Source organism: Roseiflexus sp., from assembly GCF_057785375.1.
The window spans coordinates 1-16,104 of record NZ_JBYNRX010000098.1; the positions used below are offsets into that span (position 1 = coordinate 1).

General features: G+C 62.7%; 13 protein-coding genes. 8 read left to right on the forward strand and 5 right to left on the reverse strand.

Annotated features, from left to right (window positions below):
* Positions 1 to 572 precede the first annotated feature (572 nt).
* Both AC3EA7_RS19915 and AC3EA7_RS19920 read right to left on the reverse strand, forming a co-directional pair.
* Entirely contained in the window at positions 573 to 1,265 is a 693-nt protein-coding gene (locus AC3EA7_RS19915; protein WP_488615824.1) for an esterase family protein, read from the reverse strand.
* A 248-nt stretch (positions 1,266 to 1,513) separates the two neighbouring features.
* Complete coding sequence (locus tag AC3EA7_RS19920; protein ID WP_488615825.1) at positions 1,514 to 2,131, reverse strand: SGNH/GDSL hydrolase family protein; 618 nt, start codon at positions 2,129 to 2,131, stop codon at positions 1,514 to 1,516.
* 269 nt (positions 2,132 to 2,400) lie between these two features.
* Here AC3EA7_RS19920 and AC3EA7_RS19925 point away from each other — a divergent pair, with 269 nt between their 5' ends.
* The gene (locus AC3EA7_RS19925; protein ID WP_488615826.1) at positions 2,401 to 3,030 is read left to right on the forward strand and encodes an LON peptidase substrate-binding domain-containing protein; all 630 of its coding nucleotides are present in this window, start codon (positions 2,401 to 2,403) and stop codon (positions 3,028 to 3,030) included.
* Here AC3EA7_RS19925 and AC3EA7_RS19930 read toward each other — a convergent pair.
* A complete protein-coding gene (locus AC3EA7_RS19930) occupies positions 3,015 to 4,421 on the reverse strand; it encodes an ATP-binding protein (RefSeq protein WP_488615827.1) in 1,407 nt (468 codons plus the stop codon). The genes AC3EA7_RS19925 and AC3EA7_RS19930 overlap by 16 nt on opposite strands.
* Before the next feature lie 100 nt (positions 4,422 to 4,521).
* On the opposite strand from AC3EA7_RS19930, the gene AC3EA7_RS19935 reads away from it, so the two are divergent.
* The gene (locus AC3EA7_RS19935; protein WP_488615828.1) at positions 4,522 to 4,914 is read left to right on the forward strand and encodes a VOC family protein; all 393 of its coding nucleotides are present in this window, start codon (positions 4,522 to 4,524) and stop codon (positions 4,912 to 4,914) included.
* A gap of 210 nt (positions 4,915 to 5,124) precedes the next feature.
* Positions 5,125 to 5,703 carry a metal-binding protein gene (locus AC3EA7_RS19940; RefSeq protein ID WP_488615829.1) on the forward strand — a complete coding sequence of 193 codons (579 nt, stop codon included), beginning with the start codon at positions 5,125 to 5,127 and terminating at the stop codon, positions 5,701 to 5,703.
* Positions 5,704 to 5,844: 141 nt separating this feature from the next.
* Here AC3EA7_RS19940 and AC3EA7_RS19945 read toward each other — a convergent pair whose 3' ends face one another.
* Complete coding sequence (locus AC3EA7_RS19945; protein ID WP_488615830.1) at positions 5,845 to 6,285, reverse strand: hypothetical protein; 441 nt, start codon at positions 6,283 to 6,285, stop codon at positions 5,845 to 5,847.
* Between the two features lie 693 nt (positions 6,286 to 6,978).
* On the opposite strand from AC3EA7_RS19945, the gene AC3EA7_RS19950 reads away from it, so the two are divergent.
* The gene (locus AC3EA7_RS19950) at positions 6,979 to 8,433 is read left to right on the forward strand and encodes a TolB family protein (protein WP_488615831.1); all 1,455 of its coding nucleotides are present in this window, start codon (positions 6,979 to 6,981) and stop codon (positions 8,431 to 8,433) included.
* A gap of 10 nt (positions 8,434 to 8,443) precedes the next feature.
* On the opposite strand, the gene sixA is transcribed toward AC3EA7_RS19950, so the two are convergent.
* Complete coding sequence (gene sixA, locus AC3EA7_RS19955) at positions 8,444 to 8,923, reverse strand: phosphohistidine phosphatase SixA (protein WP_488615832.1); 480 nt, start codon at positions 8,921 to 8,923, stop codon at positions 8,444 to 8,446.
* A gap of 138 nt (positions 8,924 to 9,061) precedes the next feature.
* Here sixA and guaA point away from each other — a divergent pair, with 138 nt between their 5' ends.
* From guaA to mvk, 4 genes are all read left to right on the forward strand, one after another.
* Positions 9,062 to 10,600: a glutamine-hydrolyzing GMP synthase gene (guaA, locus tag AC3EA7_RS19960; protein WP_488615833.1), complete on the forward strand. Its 1,539-nt coding sequence runs from the start codon at positions 9,062 to 9,064 to the stop codon at positions 10,598 to 10,600.
* A 325-nt stretch (positions 10,601 to 10,925) separates the two neighbouring features.
* Positions 10,926 to 11,696, forward strand: a complete 771-nt coding sequence (locus AC3EA7_RS19965; RefSeq protein ID WP_488615834.1) for a PocR ligand-binding domain-containing protein — start codon at positions 10,926 to 10,928, stop codon at positions 11,694 to 11,696.
* A 50-nt stretch (positions 11,697 to 11,746) separates the two neighbouring features.
* Entirely contained in the window at positions 11,747 to 14,821 is a 3,075-nt protein-coding gene (locus AC3EA7_RS19970) for an FAD-binding and (Fe-S)-binding domain-containing protein (RefSeq protein ID WP_488615835.1), read from the forward strand.
* A 253-nt stretch (positions 14,822 to 15,074) separates the two neighbouring features.
* Positions 15,075 to 16,025 (forward strand): mevalonate kinase, encoded by a 951-nt coding sequence (gene mvk / locus AC3EA7_RS19975; RefSeq protein WP_488615836.1) that lies wholly within the window; start codon positions 15,075 to 15,077, stop codon positions 16,023 to 16,025.
* Positions 16,026 to 16,104 lie beyond the last annotated feature (79 nt).

A 16,104-nucleotide genomic window follows, 5' to 3' on the forward strand; every position in this document is an offset into this window, starting at 1 on the left:
CCTCTCACCTCTCGCCTCTCACCTCTCGCCTCTCACCTCTCGCCTCTCACCTCTCGCCTCTCACCTCTCGCCTCTCACCTCTCACCTCTCACCTCTCGCCTCTCACCTCTCGCCTCTCACCTCTCACCTCTCACCTCTCACCTCTCACCTCTCACCTCTCACCTCTCGCCTCTCACCTCTCGCCTCTCACCTCTCGCCTCTCACCTCTCGCCTCTCGCGTGAGAAAGTTGCTCGCCCCCCCGGGAGCGCACGCATCCCGCCCGCATGCGTCATGGCAGATAGCGGACCAGGTACGCGGTCATTTGGACCATACTGGTTTTCGAGCAAATCATCCGGCATCGCCCGGTACAGCCCATGCAGGCGGGCTTTGCAACCGTAGCCTGCGGCTTCAGCTGCCGGGCGGACACTGGGGTTGCTCATGCCAGCTGCGGTCCACAACACGCCTGCCGGTGCACGTTGACCGTTGCGCCTTGCCCAACGGACACGCGAACATCTTGTCTGACTGACCGCAAGTGAGTATGAGATTCCATTCCCCCAGGTCTGTGAACAGTGTGGGGTATTGGATAGCACGGCTACAGATAATGCCGGATCATCTCGCGCCAGTGTTCGATGCGGTGCGCTTCGCCTGGCCAGACATGCAGCGCATGCGGAATATCCTTGTCCCACAGCGCCGCACTGAGGGCGTGGTTGGTCCAGATGAACGGGTCTTCCTCGCCGATGACGAGCGTGATCTCCATGCGTCGCAGATGCGCCAGAATGGCAGAGTCGGTCAGACGCGGAATAAAATGGCAGGGGGTGTGAAAATAGATGGTCTCGTCGTAGTAGCCGTCAAACAGCGCACGAAACGACCCGATCGCCACTGTCAGATCATAGCGCCCGCTCAGTGCAACGACTTTATGAAACAGATGTGGATGGCGAAAGGCGATATTAACTGCGTGATAGGCGCCCAGGCTGCATCCATGGGCGATGACGAACGGATTCGGGTTGAGTTGCCGCGAGAGCGACAGCACTTCGTTGAGAATGTACGACTCATACTGCACGTGACGCGCAATGCGTTCCTGCGGCGGACGGTGAAAGGCGTACAAACTTTCACGATCAACGCTATCGACGCAGTAGAGTTGCAGCAATCCCTGTTCGATCGAGGAACGCAGCGTCTCGACCAGCCCCCAGTTCTCGTAATCGTAGAATCGTCCGGCGCGGGTCGGAAAGACCAGCACCCGCGCCCCTGCGTGACCGATGACCAGCATCTCCATGTCCCGCTGCAAACGGGGACTCCACCACAGATAGTACTCTCGCTGCACGGGTGGTCACTCGCTCGATACCGGCGCACCGCAAGGCATGTGCGCTTGCTTCACCAGGGTAGGCATCATGGGAACAGGGTCGGAAACGGCCTGACGGCAACGAACGCACATGGGATGCAGTTTCTTCTGCCGTCATGCTCTATGTACTACACCAGGGTTAGAACTGCGTTAAGAATATGTACAGATTCGATTGTGTCCGGCTGTGTAGATGCTCACTGCTCCTGTCGAGCGCCTGCCAGCATGGCAACATAGGGACGCAGCATGTGCGTCCATACCTGATAGCCCATTGCGCTCAGATGCAATCCATCGGCATCGAACAATTCAGCGCGCGGTCGTCCGTCGGCGTCCAGCATAGACGTATACAGATCAACGTAATATCCTGATGAGCGTTGTTCCATAAGTGCGCGTGCCGCGTTGTTGAAACGCAGAATCTTCTCGCGCAGGTTCCAGCGCGCGAGGCTGGGTTTGATCGAGATATACGCGACCGGTATCGGTCCAAGCGTTGCATCGATTCTGGCAAGCATCGCACGCAGGGAACGCACAACATCGTCGGGCGCGCGTCCGTCGCCGAGGTCGTTATCACCAGCGTAGAGCACTATCGATCCCGGTGCGCAAGGCACAACCAGCCGGTCGAAAAAGTGTACACAGGCAGCGAGCGTTGATCCGCCGAATGCCTGATTGACAACGGGCCACGGCGCCATATCCTCGCTGAGCGTCGTCCAGAGACGGAGCGACGAACTGCCGTAGAACAGCACTGCGCCAGCCGGAGGAGGCGCCGTTGTATTCAGTTTTTCCAGTTCCTGCACCTCGGGTTCGTACCACTCCAACACGTTCCTCCATCGCTGCTTCAGATCACCGGGCATCACGTCATACGAACTTGCGGTCAGTCAGACAATATGATGCCCGACACACGATGCACACGCCACAGGCGAGTCGTGGCCATCCGCCCGCTTTCATTGCGGGTGCGGGTAGGTGAAGGCAATGCCTTCGCCTATCCGGTCGCACTTCAGTCAGCGATTTTTCAGACAGGCTCTTAGTGCCAACACGTCGAACTGCTGGTATCATAGTACCAGGACCAGTTTCTATCCAGGGAGTGCGCGTGACGAACACTTCAGACAATGCGCTCGTCGAACTGCCGCTCCTCGTGTTGCGCGGCATCGTCGTCTTCCCTCCCAGCGTCGTGCCGATGGCGGTGAGTCGTCCGGCAGCGATACGCCTGGTCGATGATGCGGTGACCACAGGCGGTCGTATTGCGGTGAGTGTACAACGCGAGAACGACCCCGAACAATGCTACGGCATCGGCGCATCGGCGCGGGTGCACCGCCTGGTGCGCCTGCACGACGGCACGCTCCGCATCGCGTTGCAGGCGATCGAGCGGGTTGCCATCGAACGAGTAACGCAGCGTGAGCCATATCTCCACGCCCTGGTGCGCTCTCTGCCGGACCACACCGATGACCCGGACATCACAGCCCATGCACAGGAAGCGCGTGAACGCGCCCGGGCATTGCTCGATGCACTGCCGCCAAACGAGGAACTACGCACCCAACTCGAGTCTGCCGATGATCCTCGCCATCTGGCGGCGCTGCTGGCATCGATGTTCCTGGTGCGCGCCAGTCTCGCGGAGCGTCAGGCGTTGCTGGAAATCGCCGATGTGCGCGAACGCCTGGTTCGGCTCAGTGCGCTGCTGACCCACGAGTTGGACATTCTGCGCGGTCATTTGAGAATGTAGTACGCGCCGCGTTTGTCGCCGACGCGCAACAGCAGGCCGCGTTCGACCAGATCGACGAGATCACGGCGCAGCGTTTCAGCGGAGACATCCGGCGCGATCTCCTGCATGTCGCGGTTCGTGATCCGCTGATGCTCTGCCAGAAAGAGCAGCGCGGCAATCTGTCGGTCGTTCAGCCCCATCCGGCGCCAGGCGGCGACATCGGCGCCGCCGGCATCGGCACGGTCATCGCCGGTGTGACCGTAGAGCGTGACCAGGAACCCGGCGGCCGTCTCGCGGAACTCCGGCGGCGGCAGCCCCGCTTCCGCCATTTGCCGCAGCATGCGGTCGATGCCATAGCCAAGCCGTTCGATCAGCCCCAGGTCCGCCAGCGCCTGCACCAGCGTTTCGTTCCGGCTGAAACGCTCTTCGACCAGATTCTGCAGCGTGACGTGCCCTGGCAGCCGTCCAGGTGAGTAACATTCGAGACGGTCACTAAACAACAACACACGAATAGAGTCGCCGCGGATGGTGTAGTCACGGTGCGCCAACGCATTGATCAGCGCTTCTCGCACTGCTCCCAGCGGGAACTGCGTCCAGTCCTCCCGTTCCAGCCCGACCATGCGACTGCCACGGCGCATATGTTCCACCAGCCAGCGCTCGGCGCGGCGCGCCGTTTCCGGCAGCGTGTCGCGGATGTCTTCGCGCAGAAATGAATCGCTCATCTCACGCCCCTGATAGCGCACCAGGGTCACTTCCACCTGTGGAAACCAGCGCTCGACCGCAACGCCAAAGAGGAGCAGACCGGCATTGGTCGGCGCCAGTTCAGGCTTGCCAGTGATAGGATCAGTGCGTTGTGTCAGGCAGCCGCGCCGCAGCAAAAACGCCACTGGATCGGCTTCGGCAATCGGACCGACGCGTCGTGCATAGGCGGCGATCTTTTCCCGGTCCAGATCGGCAAGCGTCGCATCCGGCGGCGTCATCCGGTCCCAACTGGTTTCGCCCCGCTCGATCAGGAGCTGCCGCAGCGCATCAGGAGCAAGCGGCGCATTCGTAGCGCCTTCCCGCCGTAGATAGGTTCCGCCAGCACTGTAGACATGGGGCAATCCTGAAGGGACGGTGACAATCAGCAAGGTTGCGCCATGGTGCGTGATGACGGTCGGCAGCGGCAGGACCAGCGGCGGCAAGCACGCCAGCGCCGCGTCGAGCGCCAGCGCGCGCGCAGCGTCGGCATCCGCCACCCCTTCGACCTGTCGCCCACGCATGCCGATCACAACGGTTCCGCCGACGCCATTCGCCATTGCTGCCAGCGTCTGCGCCAGGTCGGCGAGGCGCACATTCGCCCGCACAAATGCCAGGCGTTGACCTTCTGCCTGCGCGAGGAGATCTGTGATCGCCTGTTCCTGAATGTCCATCGCCTTTTCTGGTTCTTTCGCGGCGTCAAACGTTCATGATTGTAGCACAAAATAGCGATCGCGTCTTGCACGATTCGCATGTCCGTGCTATCCTTTCGATATGAAACTAGCACCATTCGAACAGTTCGTCACATTCATCTACGTGCGCGACTTGCACGCCAGCAGCGCGTTCTACGGCGACCTCCTCGGCCTGCCGCTGGCGCTCGACCAGGGATCGTGCCGCATCTATCGGGTTGCCGGCGATGCCTACCTCGGCGTCTGTCGGCGCAACGACGCCGCTGGCGACCCAATGCCCGGCTTGCTCATTCTCACTCTGGCGGTGCAGGATGTTGATGGGTGGCATCGCTATCTGACGGATCGCGGCGCGACGGTCGAGCAGCCGCCGCAGTACAACCCCCGCTTCAACATCTACCACTGCTTCCTGCGCGATCCAGACGGGTACCTGATCGAAATCCAGCGTTTCCTCGATCCGGCGTGGCCACATCCAGGGTAAGGATTGCCTGGCGCGCCGGGCGCAGAAACGATGCGCACGCGCCCCAATGTGTGTTGTACATCACACAAAGGCGCAGAGGCACAGAGGTCGCAAGCAAGGAGTGGCAGTTGTACGTTGAATGTGGGAGCGCGTGAGATACTGATGTATGTCCCTCTGTGTTCTCTGTGGCTCTGTGGTTAAGAAACAGCGAAGAATCCGCACAGGCGACGCATGCCCGACACTCGCACCCACGACATGATCACGTTCGCCACTGGCGCGTTCCTGGCGCCGGCGACCTATGTGCTCCTCGAGTCTGGCGGTCAGGAATACGCTGCAACTGGCGCTGCCGTTCTCGCCGGCGCTCATCTGATTTCAGGTCTCCTCTTCTCACCCGACCTTGACATTGACTCAGCAATTGATAATCGCTGGGGCATCTTCTTCTGGATATGGCGACCGTACATGTGGATTGTTCCGCATCGCCATTTCTGGAGCCACAGCCTGATCGTTGCGCCGCTGTTGCGCCTGGTCTATTTCTACATCGTCACCATGCTGATCGTCATCTGGGGTGCGTGGATCCTGGGGCGCATTGGCATTGGTATGCCAGACCTGCATGCGCAGACGTCGGCGTGGATCTTCGACCTGATGCGCCGCAACCCTGATATGGTGCGCCTGTTCCTCTTCGGTTTCATCAGCGGCAGCGCCGCACACACCATCGCCGACTGGCTGGTGACCGGCGGGAAACGCTATCTGCAAATCGCGGGGATTCGTCTGCGTAGCGACTATCGCAACCACGACCGCATGCGGCGCTGATGAGAGTCACCTGAGCGGGCTGCTCGAATTTCTGCGCCTCCTTCCTTGCAAAAAAAGTGTAGCGCGGGCATTGTCCTGCACATTGCCGGCAATGCCTGCGCTACGCTTCCGTTTCCGGTCTGCATTCCCGGTCATCAGCGTTCAGGCGATAGGCGCCCTCCCGGTCAGCAGTAAGGTCACAAACAGCGCGATGGCAATCACGCCGCAGATGAACAACGCACCAATGATGGCTGAACGTCCCGGCTGCGATATCCGACGCTCAAGCAGCGTCGTGCGCGTCCGATCGACGCCTTCGCGCGCTCCGCGCCGGTTTCCAGCATTGGGCGCTGCATCCGACGTGACGACCGAAACGCGCTGAGATGAATCTGCAACAATCGTTTCGCCTTCAATCTCCGCTTCTGTCACCTCTGCTTCGGGGCGCTGGTGATGCTGCGCTGAAGGCGACGTATCGTCGAGCACCACCGGCTGCAGAACGAACTTCGGCTGTGATGATCGCCGCGAGGATCGCTGTGTTGTGTTGCCAACCGTCCTCCGTGATCGGTCGGCGTGCTGGTCGAGACTCTGTCGGCTGGTCGATTTCATGATTGTTCGAGTCCAAGTGTTATCTCAGCAGTCTAATCCCATGTAATGTAATGATACGTCGCTCTACTTACCAGTCTATTACCATTTTGAAGGACATGATGAAGGTTGTGTCAGATTCGCTTCATTGGTCTATAACCAACCGCCATGGTACAATGCTCATGGATAGGTCTCCGGTTCTCATACGAATACGCGGGCATTGGTACCATCATGACTTCACGGCACAAAGCGAACCACGAAGGTCACCAAGGGACACGAAGGACATGCACTTCATGGTTCTTCCCCTTCGTGCGCTTCGGGTCCTTGGTGGTGAAGCCTCTGTGCAGTGGACTCAATCAGGGTTTTTGAGAGAATAATCTGGCATCGCCCGGTGAAGCCCGCGCAGGCAGGCTTTGTAACCGTAGCCCGCGGCTTCAGCCGCCGGGCGGACGGGGGTTGCCCATGCCAACTGCGGTCCACGACACGCCTGCCGGGGCGCGTTGACCGTTGCGCTTCACCCAACGAACGCGCGATCATCGTGTCTGACCAACCGCCACGTGGTATCAGTTCTCGGTTCTTATACCAATTGGCGGTCAGTCGTATAAGATGTTCAGGCGCTCAGTCTGCGGTTCGAACCGGGTAATGTGCATCGGCGGATTGTACGAATGCCCGCACATTGGTCTCAGGTCTCAGATCTCAGGTCTCAAAGGCAGCCCCATGCACCAGATGCGCCGTTTCTCAATCTGTATGCTTCTCTTCGCGCTGCTCCTGGCATCGTGTGGCAGCGCACCGCCCCCTGCCGCGGGATTTCCATCACCAACCGCCGCTCCCTCCGAACCGCCGACAGCAGCGCCGCCGACGCCAATTCCGTTGCCAACACCAGAGATGCCGCCTGCGACGAGCCTGCCCGAACCGACGCCTGCTCCGCCAGCAACGAGCCAACCCGAACCAACGCCTGTCCCCTCCCCGCCACCCACGGTCGCACCTCCGCCGCCGACAGCAGCGCCGGCGCCTGCTTCTCCCACGCCGGTTCCGCCTGAGGCGTCATTCACCGGCGCGATCTTCTTCCTGCGCGGCGGCGCGCTCTGGCGCCTCGATGCCAGCGGTGAGCGTCTCATTGCGGACCAGGTGCGTGAATTCGCCCCCTTCCCCAATGGGAATGTGCTTGCCGTGGTGCGTGAGACGGGACGGCAGTTCGATGTGTGGACGGTGCAGCGCGACGGGAGCGATCTGCGGCGTATCACCAATGATCGTGCGGTTGAAGCATCGCTCTCCTGGTCGCCTGACGGCGCGGCGCTGATCTTTGCCGCTGCCGATGCCAGCGAGCCTCTGCCGCAGACATGGCCCGAATGGGCGCTGTGGTGCAGCGCCAGCCAGATCGTCGTTTTCGATATTGCCAGCGGGCAGCGCCAGGCGCTCGCAAACGGCTGCGACCCTGCGCTGTCGCCTGATGGCCGCCGCATTGCCTATAGCGCACCGCCGGCATTACGCGACCAGGTGATCGCGGGTGGCGCGCCGGTTGCCGGGAACGCCATTCGCCTGATCAACCGGCGCGGCGAGAATGCCTGGAACTTCGCCCGCGCCGATGGTCCCGACGCTTCTGCACCCAATGCCGGTATGCTGGTCTATGCGCCCGCCTGGTCGCCTGATGGCGCGTCGGTCGCGTATCACCGCTACATCGGGATGCAGGTCGAGGTAGACATCAATCTAAGCGAGATCGGGGGATCGTTCGAGGGGAAGGGGCGCCCTTTCGCCGAGGGCGCCGGATGGTTGCTGCCTGTCCGCTTTGCACCAGATGGGCGGCGGGTAGCGGTCGTTGAGCACAACTACAGCGATGCGCGCGGCTTTGGCGGCTATGATGCCTGGTCGGTTCAGGTCGTCGCGCTCGATGGATCGCGCACCGTCGATCTACCGCAGGGACCGGTGACGATGCTTGGCGGTTCCGCGACGCGCCTGCCACGCGCCGCCAGCGCCGCCTGGTCGCCGGACGGAACGCGCCTGGCGGTGCTTCTCCCATTCGGCTGGCGCCCCGATGCGCCGCTGGATGAGCCATTCGATCCGACCGGCGCCGAGTCTCCCGGCGAGGTATGGCTGTGGCAGCCGGGCACAGCGCCGTCGGTCTGCCTGATCGACAATGTCGATTTCACCTCGCCGCTCGCCTGGCTGCCCTAGAACCAGCGCCCTACTTTCCGAGCGCCCGCAGCACCCGCGGCGGCAACACCCAGAGCAGCGAACCGGCGCTGAGTTCGAACGATGAAAGATCAACGAGCGCCAGCCCGCCTTTCTTCATCACCACCCGGCTGCCCCCGGTCAGATCGGCGATCATACCGCTGAGGTCCGGCTCGTGACCGACGACCATGACACTCCTGGCACGCGGTATATCCGCCAGCAGATCGAGAAGCGTCGCTGCATTGCACCCCGGCGCAAGCGCACCGACCGTTTCAGGAGCGACATCCAGTGCAGCGCCGACGATCTCGGCAGTTTCACGGGCGCGAGTCAGCGGGCTGCTCAACAACCGGTCGAGCGCCACACCGAGCCGCCGTAGTCCACGAGCACTGATGCGCATCTTCTCGGCGCCCTCCGGTGTGAGCATGCGCGCCGAGTCGCTGCCGTCGTTCGAGCGCTCTTCTGCAATTGCGTGGCGGAGCAGGTAGAGTTCCATTGCTTCACTCCTTTGTGGTGGTATAATTGAAACCTGAGCATATGCGCGAATTGATGGATTGTCAGGCGCACATTGTTGGTCCGGCGCCTCGCGCCTCGCGCCTCGCGCCTCGCGCCTCGCGCCTTTCACCTGAATCCTATGCACGAATCGATACCAGTCCTTGATTTTGGCTCCCAGACAGCGCAACTGATCGTTCGCCGGCTGCGTGAACTCGGCGTCTACAGCGAACTGCTGCCGCACGATGCGCCAGAGGCCGATGTGCTGGCGTTGCAGCCGCGCGGCATTGTTCTTTCCGGCGGTCCCGCAAGCGTCTACGAGCCGGGTGCGCCGCAGTTGCCGCCATGGCTCCTCGAAAGCGACCTGCCAGTGCTCGGCATTTGCTACGGGATGCAGTTGCAGGCGCACACGCTCGGCGGGCGCGTCGAAGGCATGCAGAGCCGTGAGTTCGGTCCGGCGGAGATCACCGTCGTCGATCCCGGTCCGCTGTTTGTCGATACTCCGGCACAGCAACAGGTGTGGATGAGCCACGGCGATCATATCGCTGCGCTGCCTCCCGGATTTCGCGTAATGGCGCACAGCCCCGGTGCGCCATTCGCCGCCGCCGGGGACGACCGGCGCCGCTGGTATGGCATTCAGTTCCATCCCGAAGTCGTCCATACCCGTTTCGGGCGCGACCTGCTGCGCAATTTTGCGTTTCGCATCTGCGGTTGCCGCGGCGACTGGCAACCGGAAAACTTTGTCGCCGAGGCCATCGAGCGCGTGCGCGCGCAGGTCGGCGAGGGACGGGTGATCTGTGCGCTCTCCGGGGGCGTCGACTCGGCGGTAGCTGCGCTGATCGTCCACCGCGTCATTGGCGACCGGCTGACCTGCGTGTTTGTGGACAACGGATTGCTGCGCCAGGGTGAAGCCGAACAGGTTGTCGCCACATTCCGTGAGCATTTTCATATCCCCCTGATCGCCGTTGATGCAGCGGACGAGTTTCTCAGCGCGCTTGCCGGTGTTGCCGACCCGGAGCAGAAGCGCAAAATCATCGGCGAAAAGTTCGTGCGCATCTTTGAGCGCGAAGCGCGCCGCATCGAAGGGGCGCGCTTCCTGGCACAAGGGACCCTCTACCCCGACGTGATCGAAAGCAAAGCGCCGGATCGTCAGAAGGGCGTTACCATCAAAACCCATCATAACGTCGGCGGTTTGCCCGCCGATATACAGTTGACCCTGGTAGAACCGCTGCGCTACCTATTCAAAGACGAGGTGCGCGCCGCCGGTCTCGCGCTAGGTCTGCCGGAAGAGTGGGTCTGGCGCCATCCCTTCCCCGGACCGGGGCTTGCCGTGCGCGTGCTTGGTCCTGTCACGCGCGAGCGCCTCGAAACGCTGCGCGCCGCCGATGCCATCTTTATGGAAGAATTGCGCATTGCCGGATTATACCGCGCAACGCAACAGGCGTTTGCAGTGCTGCTGCCGGTGCGCAGCGTCGGCGTGATGGGCGATGGACGCACCTACGCCGATGTGGTGGCGCTGCGCGCCGTGACGACCGAAGATTACATGACGGCGGATTGGGCGCGCCTCCCCGCTGAACTGCTGGCGCGCGTGAGCAGTCGCATCGTGAACGAAGTCCCCGGCGTCAACCGCGTTGTGTACGATATCTCCTCCAAGCCCCCGGCAACTATCGAGTGGGAGTAGCCGCCGGGTGCAGCTGCCAGCGATTGAAATCGCCCCTGACGGGTCTGCGGCCGACCGTCCGCCTTCGCGGACGGGAACGGTGGCGTCCACGCAGGTGGACGCCCGGCGGAACGCCTGCCCGGCGCGACTTCAGTCGCCAGCCCAGGCGCAGCGTAGCAGGGTCGCGCTTGCTTGCCGACTGACCATTCGTGCCTGGACCCATAGCCGCCGGTTATCGTTCCTCTACCGCAGCGCGTCATATTCACTCTTGAATGGCGCGCTGCGTCTGGTATGCTGTGCGTGATTGCTATTGCATCCCATTGCAACCTGTTGCAACGTCGCAGCCGTGAACGATTTACTGACGACCCGCGAAGTACAGGACCTGCTGAAACTGGATCGAACCACCGTTTATCGCATGCTCAAAGAAGGGCGGCTGGCGGGGGTGAAGGTCGGGCAGCAGTGGCGTTTCCACCGGCGAGAAGTCGAGGCACTGCTCCAGGGCGCTTCACCCGCTGCGGCAGGGCATTCCACGCCAGCCGACGCTCCCCGCAGTGCGCAACCGCTCACCCCCGCTCCCCTGCCGCTCCACTGCGTGCAGGCAATCCAGGATGTCTTCGCCGATCTGGCGCGGGTTGGGGCTGTCACCACCTCCACCGGCGGCGAGCCGTTGACGCAGGTGAGCAATGGATGCGGGTTTTGTGCATTGATCCAGTCCACCGATACGGGCAGCGCCGCCTGTCGCGCCTCGTGGCGCGCGCTTGCGGCGCGGAGCGACCGCACCCCCCGGATTGCGACCTGCCACGCCGGGCTGAAGTATATCCACGCGCGCATTGAGGTGGACGGCCACCCGGCGGCGATGCTGATCGCCGGTCAGTTCCGCGTGGACGAGGCGCCGCTCGACACGCAACGGCTGGCGCGCGATGTGGGCGTCGATCCCGGCGCCCTCGACGAAGCGCTGGACGAGGTGACGATCCTGGATGAACGGATGCGCGCGCAACTCGGCGTCTGGTTGCAGAAAGTGGCGCACACCTTCGAGGAAATCGGGCGCGAACGCGCCGCCATGATCAGCCGGTTGCGGGCGATCAGCGACCTGGCCGTGCTTGATCGTCCGGATTGAACGTTGTTGTCCGCGTTGACAGCTCCGCAGCGTTGCGGGGGAGACAGGCGATGAAAGCAGACAATCTTTCCTTCCTCCACCGGTTTGGCGAGCGGGTCTCGTTCGACCGCATCGAGCGCAAACTCTACGGTCACGACATTGCCGCCATTCCCGGTCTCGTCGCCCCATTGCTGGGCGACACGCTTCCCGATGCCGTGGTGCAACCACAGAACGAAGAGGAGCTCATCGAACTGGCGCGCTGGGCGTCGGCGAATGGCGTCCCGCTGACGCCGCGCGGCAAGGCGTCCTCCGGCTACGGCGGCGCCGTGCCGGTCCGCAAAGGAGTGGTCGTCGATTTCTACCAGATGCGCAATGTGCTGCACATCGACGCAGCCGCGCAGACGGTCACCGTCGAGCCGGGCATCACCTGGGAGCAACTCGACCGGGTGCTGAAGCGCGAAGGGTTGACCCTGCGCCTCTATCCCACCAGTTACCCGTCGTCCACGGTGGGCGGGTGGCTCGCGCAGGGCGGCGCGGGCATCGGCAGTTACGAGTTCGGTTACTTCAGCGAGAATGTGGTCGCAGCGCGCCTGGTGCTGCCATCGGGCGAGGTGCGCGAATTGCGCGACGCCGACCTCGACCTGGTCGCCGATGCGGAGGGCATCACCGGCATGATCAGCCAGGTGACGCTGCGGGTGATGCCGCTGACCGGCATTCAGACGCTGGCGCTCGCAATGGAGGACGCGCATGCGTTCCAGTCGTTCTTGCAGGCGCTGATCGACCGGCGATTGCCGATCTGGTCAATGAGTTTCATCAACCCGAAGATGGCGGAAATGAAGAACGAAGCGCCGCTGCGCGAACATCACGGGCATCCCGCCGAGCACCGCGTCATCCTGCCGAAAGCGTACATTCTCACCCTGGCATTCCGCGATGCTGATGCGGCGGCGGTGCAGTCCGCCATGCCAGGACTGGCGGCAGCGACCGGCGCCGAAATCCTGAGCGATGAGATTGCGCGCCACGAGTGGTCCGGGCGCTTCAAATTGATGACGATCAAGCGCCTGGGTCCGTCGCTGGTTCCGGCGGAAGTGATTGTACCGCTGCGTCGCCTGGCGGACACGCTCGACGCATACAGCCGCCTCGTCGCACAACCGCTCGTCAAAGAGGGCGTGGTCATCCGGCGCGGCGTCGATGGTGGACCGGAAGTGGTCATTCTCGGCTTCATCCCCGCCGATCAACGTTCCCTTTCGTACAACCTGGTCTTCGGGCTGGCGCTCACGGTGATGAACATCGCCATTAAACATGGCGGGCGCCCCTACGCCACCGGCGTCTACTTTGCGCGCAAGGCGGAACAGGTGCTGGGCAGGGAGCGCGCAGCGAGACTGAAAGCCTTCAAGTCGCGCATCGATCCGGCGGGCATCATGAATCCAGGGAAAGTCTTCGGCGGCGGGCTGGTTGGCGCATTCATCAATCTGGCGTCGCGCTTCGAGCCGCTGGTGCGGCGCTTCGGCAACGCCGCTCCCGTGACCATCGGCGAGCGCCCGGCTGGTCCTGTGCGCGATATTCCCGCCGATGTCGCGTGGTATGCCTACGCCTGCTCACAGTGCGGCTACTGCATCGACGAATGCGACCAGTTCTACGGGCGCGGCTGGGAGAGCCAGAGTCCGCGCGGCAAGTGGTTCTGGTTGCGCGAATATATGGAAGGGCGCGAAGCATGGAACCAGCGCATGGTGGATACCTTCATCGCCTGCACCACCTGTGAAATGTGCAACCTGCGTTGCTCCGCCAACCTGCCGATTGAAGCGTCGTGGATGAAACTGCGCGGCCAATTGATCACCGAACAACAGAAGATGACTTTCCCGCCATTCGAGATGATGAGCGCCGCGCTCACCGAACAGGGCAACATCTGGGCAGGCTACCGCGAACAGCGCGACGCCTGGTTCCCCGAAGACCTGAAGGAACGGCACGGGCCTGACCATCGCTCGAAGAACATCTACTTCGCTGGATGTACTGCCAGTTATGTCGAGCAAGACATCAGCATCGCCAGTGTGCGGCTGCTCGACGCGGCAGGCGTCGATTTCACCTACCTGGGACCAAAGGAGAGCTGCTGCGCCACGCCGATGCTTGTCGCCGGTCGCTGGGATCTGTTCGTTGAGACCATGAAGAAGAACATTGCTGCCGTGAGGGCGGCGGGCGCCGACACCGTCATCAGCTCCTGCCCGGCATGCGACATGATGTGGCGGTACGTCTACCCGGCGTGGGCGAAGAAGCTCGGCATCGAGTACAATATCACTGCGAAGCACTACTCCGAGATCGTCGCGGAGAAGATTCACGCGGGCGAGTTCGCTTTCCCACAGACCGATCGGGCGCCGGTGACGGTCACCTGGCACGACTCGTGCCACATCGGGCGGGTGTCAGGCGTCTACGAACCGCCGCGCGACCTGATCAAAGCCGTGCCGAACATCAATTTCGTCGAAATGGCGAGCAACCGCGACTGCGGGAAGTGCTGCGGATCGGTGCTGACGCTGATCAAAGAGCCGGACGTCGCTGCCGAACTGGGCAAGACGCGCATCGACGAAGCGCTCGAAGTGGGCGCAGAGAAGATTCTGGCGCTCTGCCCGTGCTGCGAGTTCCAGCTGCGGGTCAGCGCCGAAAAGAAGCGCCTGCCGGTCGAGGTTGTCGATCTGGCGCACTTCGCGGCAGAAGCGCTCGGATACGAGTTGCCCGACCCGAACCCGGAGGTGCGGGCGCAGTGGGCAGTGTTCGAGGCGATGATCAAACTGATGACGCCGGAGGGGTTCGCGCAGTTGATGACAACGATGTGGCCCGAGATGATCGACGCCATGCCGCTGGGCATGGGGCGGATGATGCGCGCGATGGGCAGGGTTCCCGGCGCGCTCGAAGCGATGAAGCCGCTCTTCCCGATCCTCTTCCCGCGCCTGCTGCCGCTCATGATGCCCAAACTGATGCCGACCATGCTGGCGCGGGTTGGCGAGATGATCCCGATGCCGGACTACATGGCGGAACAGATGCCGGTGCTGATGCCGAAAGTCGTCAACCGGCTCATGCCGCACATGATCGGCGATGTCGTGCCGCTTGTGACGCAACCGCTGATCGACCACCTGCACGAACAGGCGCGACTGAACTGACGACGGGCGGTTTGGACAGTTGAACGTTGAACGTTGAACGTACCAGTCCCACAGCGGCGTAGGGGCGCCCGGCGTAAGGGCGGCCCCCCTGTGGGTCCCGCCGCAGGCAGGCACAGAGGCGCAAAGATGTGAACCGTGTGAAAGGTAAAGTGGAGAAGGCAAGAAGGGGAAGGTAGAAGTCAACGCAAGCGAGCTAACCCCTAACCCTTAACCCCTAACGGTCCCTGGTTCTCAGTTCTCGGTTCTCAGTTCTATGCACGCTCACGCATCCGCTCCCGGCAAAATCATCCTGTGCGGCGAGCACGCCGTCGTCTACGGTCGGCCAGCGATTGCGCTCCCGCTGAGCGGTATTCGCGCGCATGCCAGCGTCACCCCTGGCGCTGCGGGCATCGGCATTCGCTTCGATGCTCCCGACCTTGGGCGACGCTGGTTGATCACCGCCGCTCCCGGCGACCCCCTCTCTGAGCTGACGTTGGCGACCCTTCGGCAGATTGGGGCGCCGGAGAAGCCGGATATTCAGATCACCATCACATCGAACATCCCCATCGCCAGCGGGCTGGGAAGCGGCGCTGCGATTGCGACTGCCATCGTGCGAGCGCTGGCAGCCGTCTTCGGACGCGACCTGAGCGCAGCGGAGATTTCGGCGCTGGTGTATGAGAGTGAGCAGCGCTACCACGGCACACCCAGCGGCATCGACAACACCGTGATTGCCTACGAGCAGGCGATCTGGTTCCAGCGGCGCAGCGAGCCACCGCACCTGATCGAGCCGTTATCAATTGCTGCGCCATTCACGCTGCTGATCGGCGATACCGGCGTGCGCAGCGCCACGCGCCTGCCAGTCGGCGAGGTGCGGCGGTGCTGGCAGGAAGATCCGGCGCGGTACGAAGCGTTGTTCGATCAGGTAGCGGATGTTGTGCATCAGGCGCGCCGTGCGCTGGCTGAAGGCGATGTCGCAGCGTTGGGACCGCTGCTCATCCGCAACCAGAATCTGCTGGAGCAGATCCGGGTGTCGTCGCCGGAACTCGAGCGACTGGTCGCGGCTGCACGCAGAGCGGGCGCAACGGGCGCCAAACTCTCCGGCGGCGGATGGGGCGGCGTCATGATCGCGCTGGTTGACCCTGAAACGATCACGCCGGTGCGCACGGCGCTCCTGGAAGCCGGTGCAACGCAGGTGCTGGAAACGATCGTCAGCGCATCCGCCTGAACAGCGAACGATATGCTATACTACAAGGAACGGGCGGCGATTTGCCGCTTTTTGTTGATCAAACAAAGGGTGTGAGCGA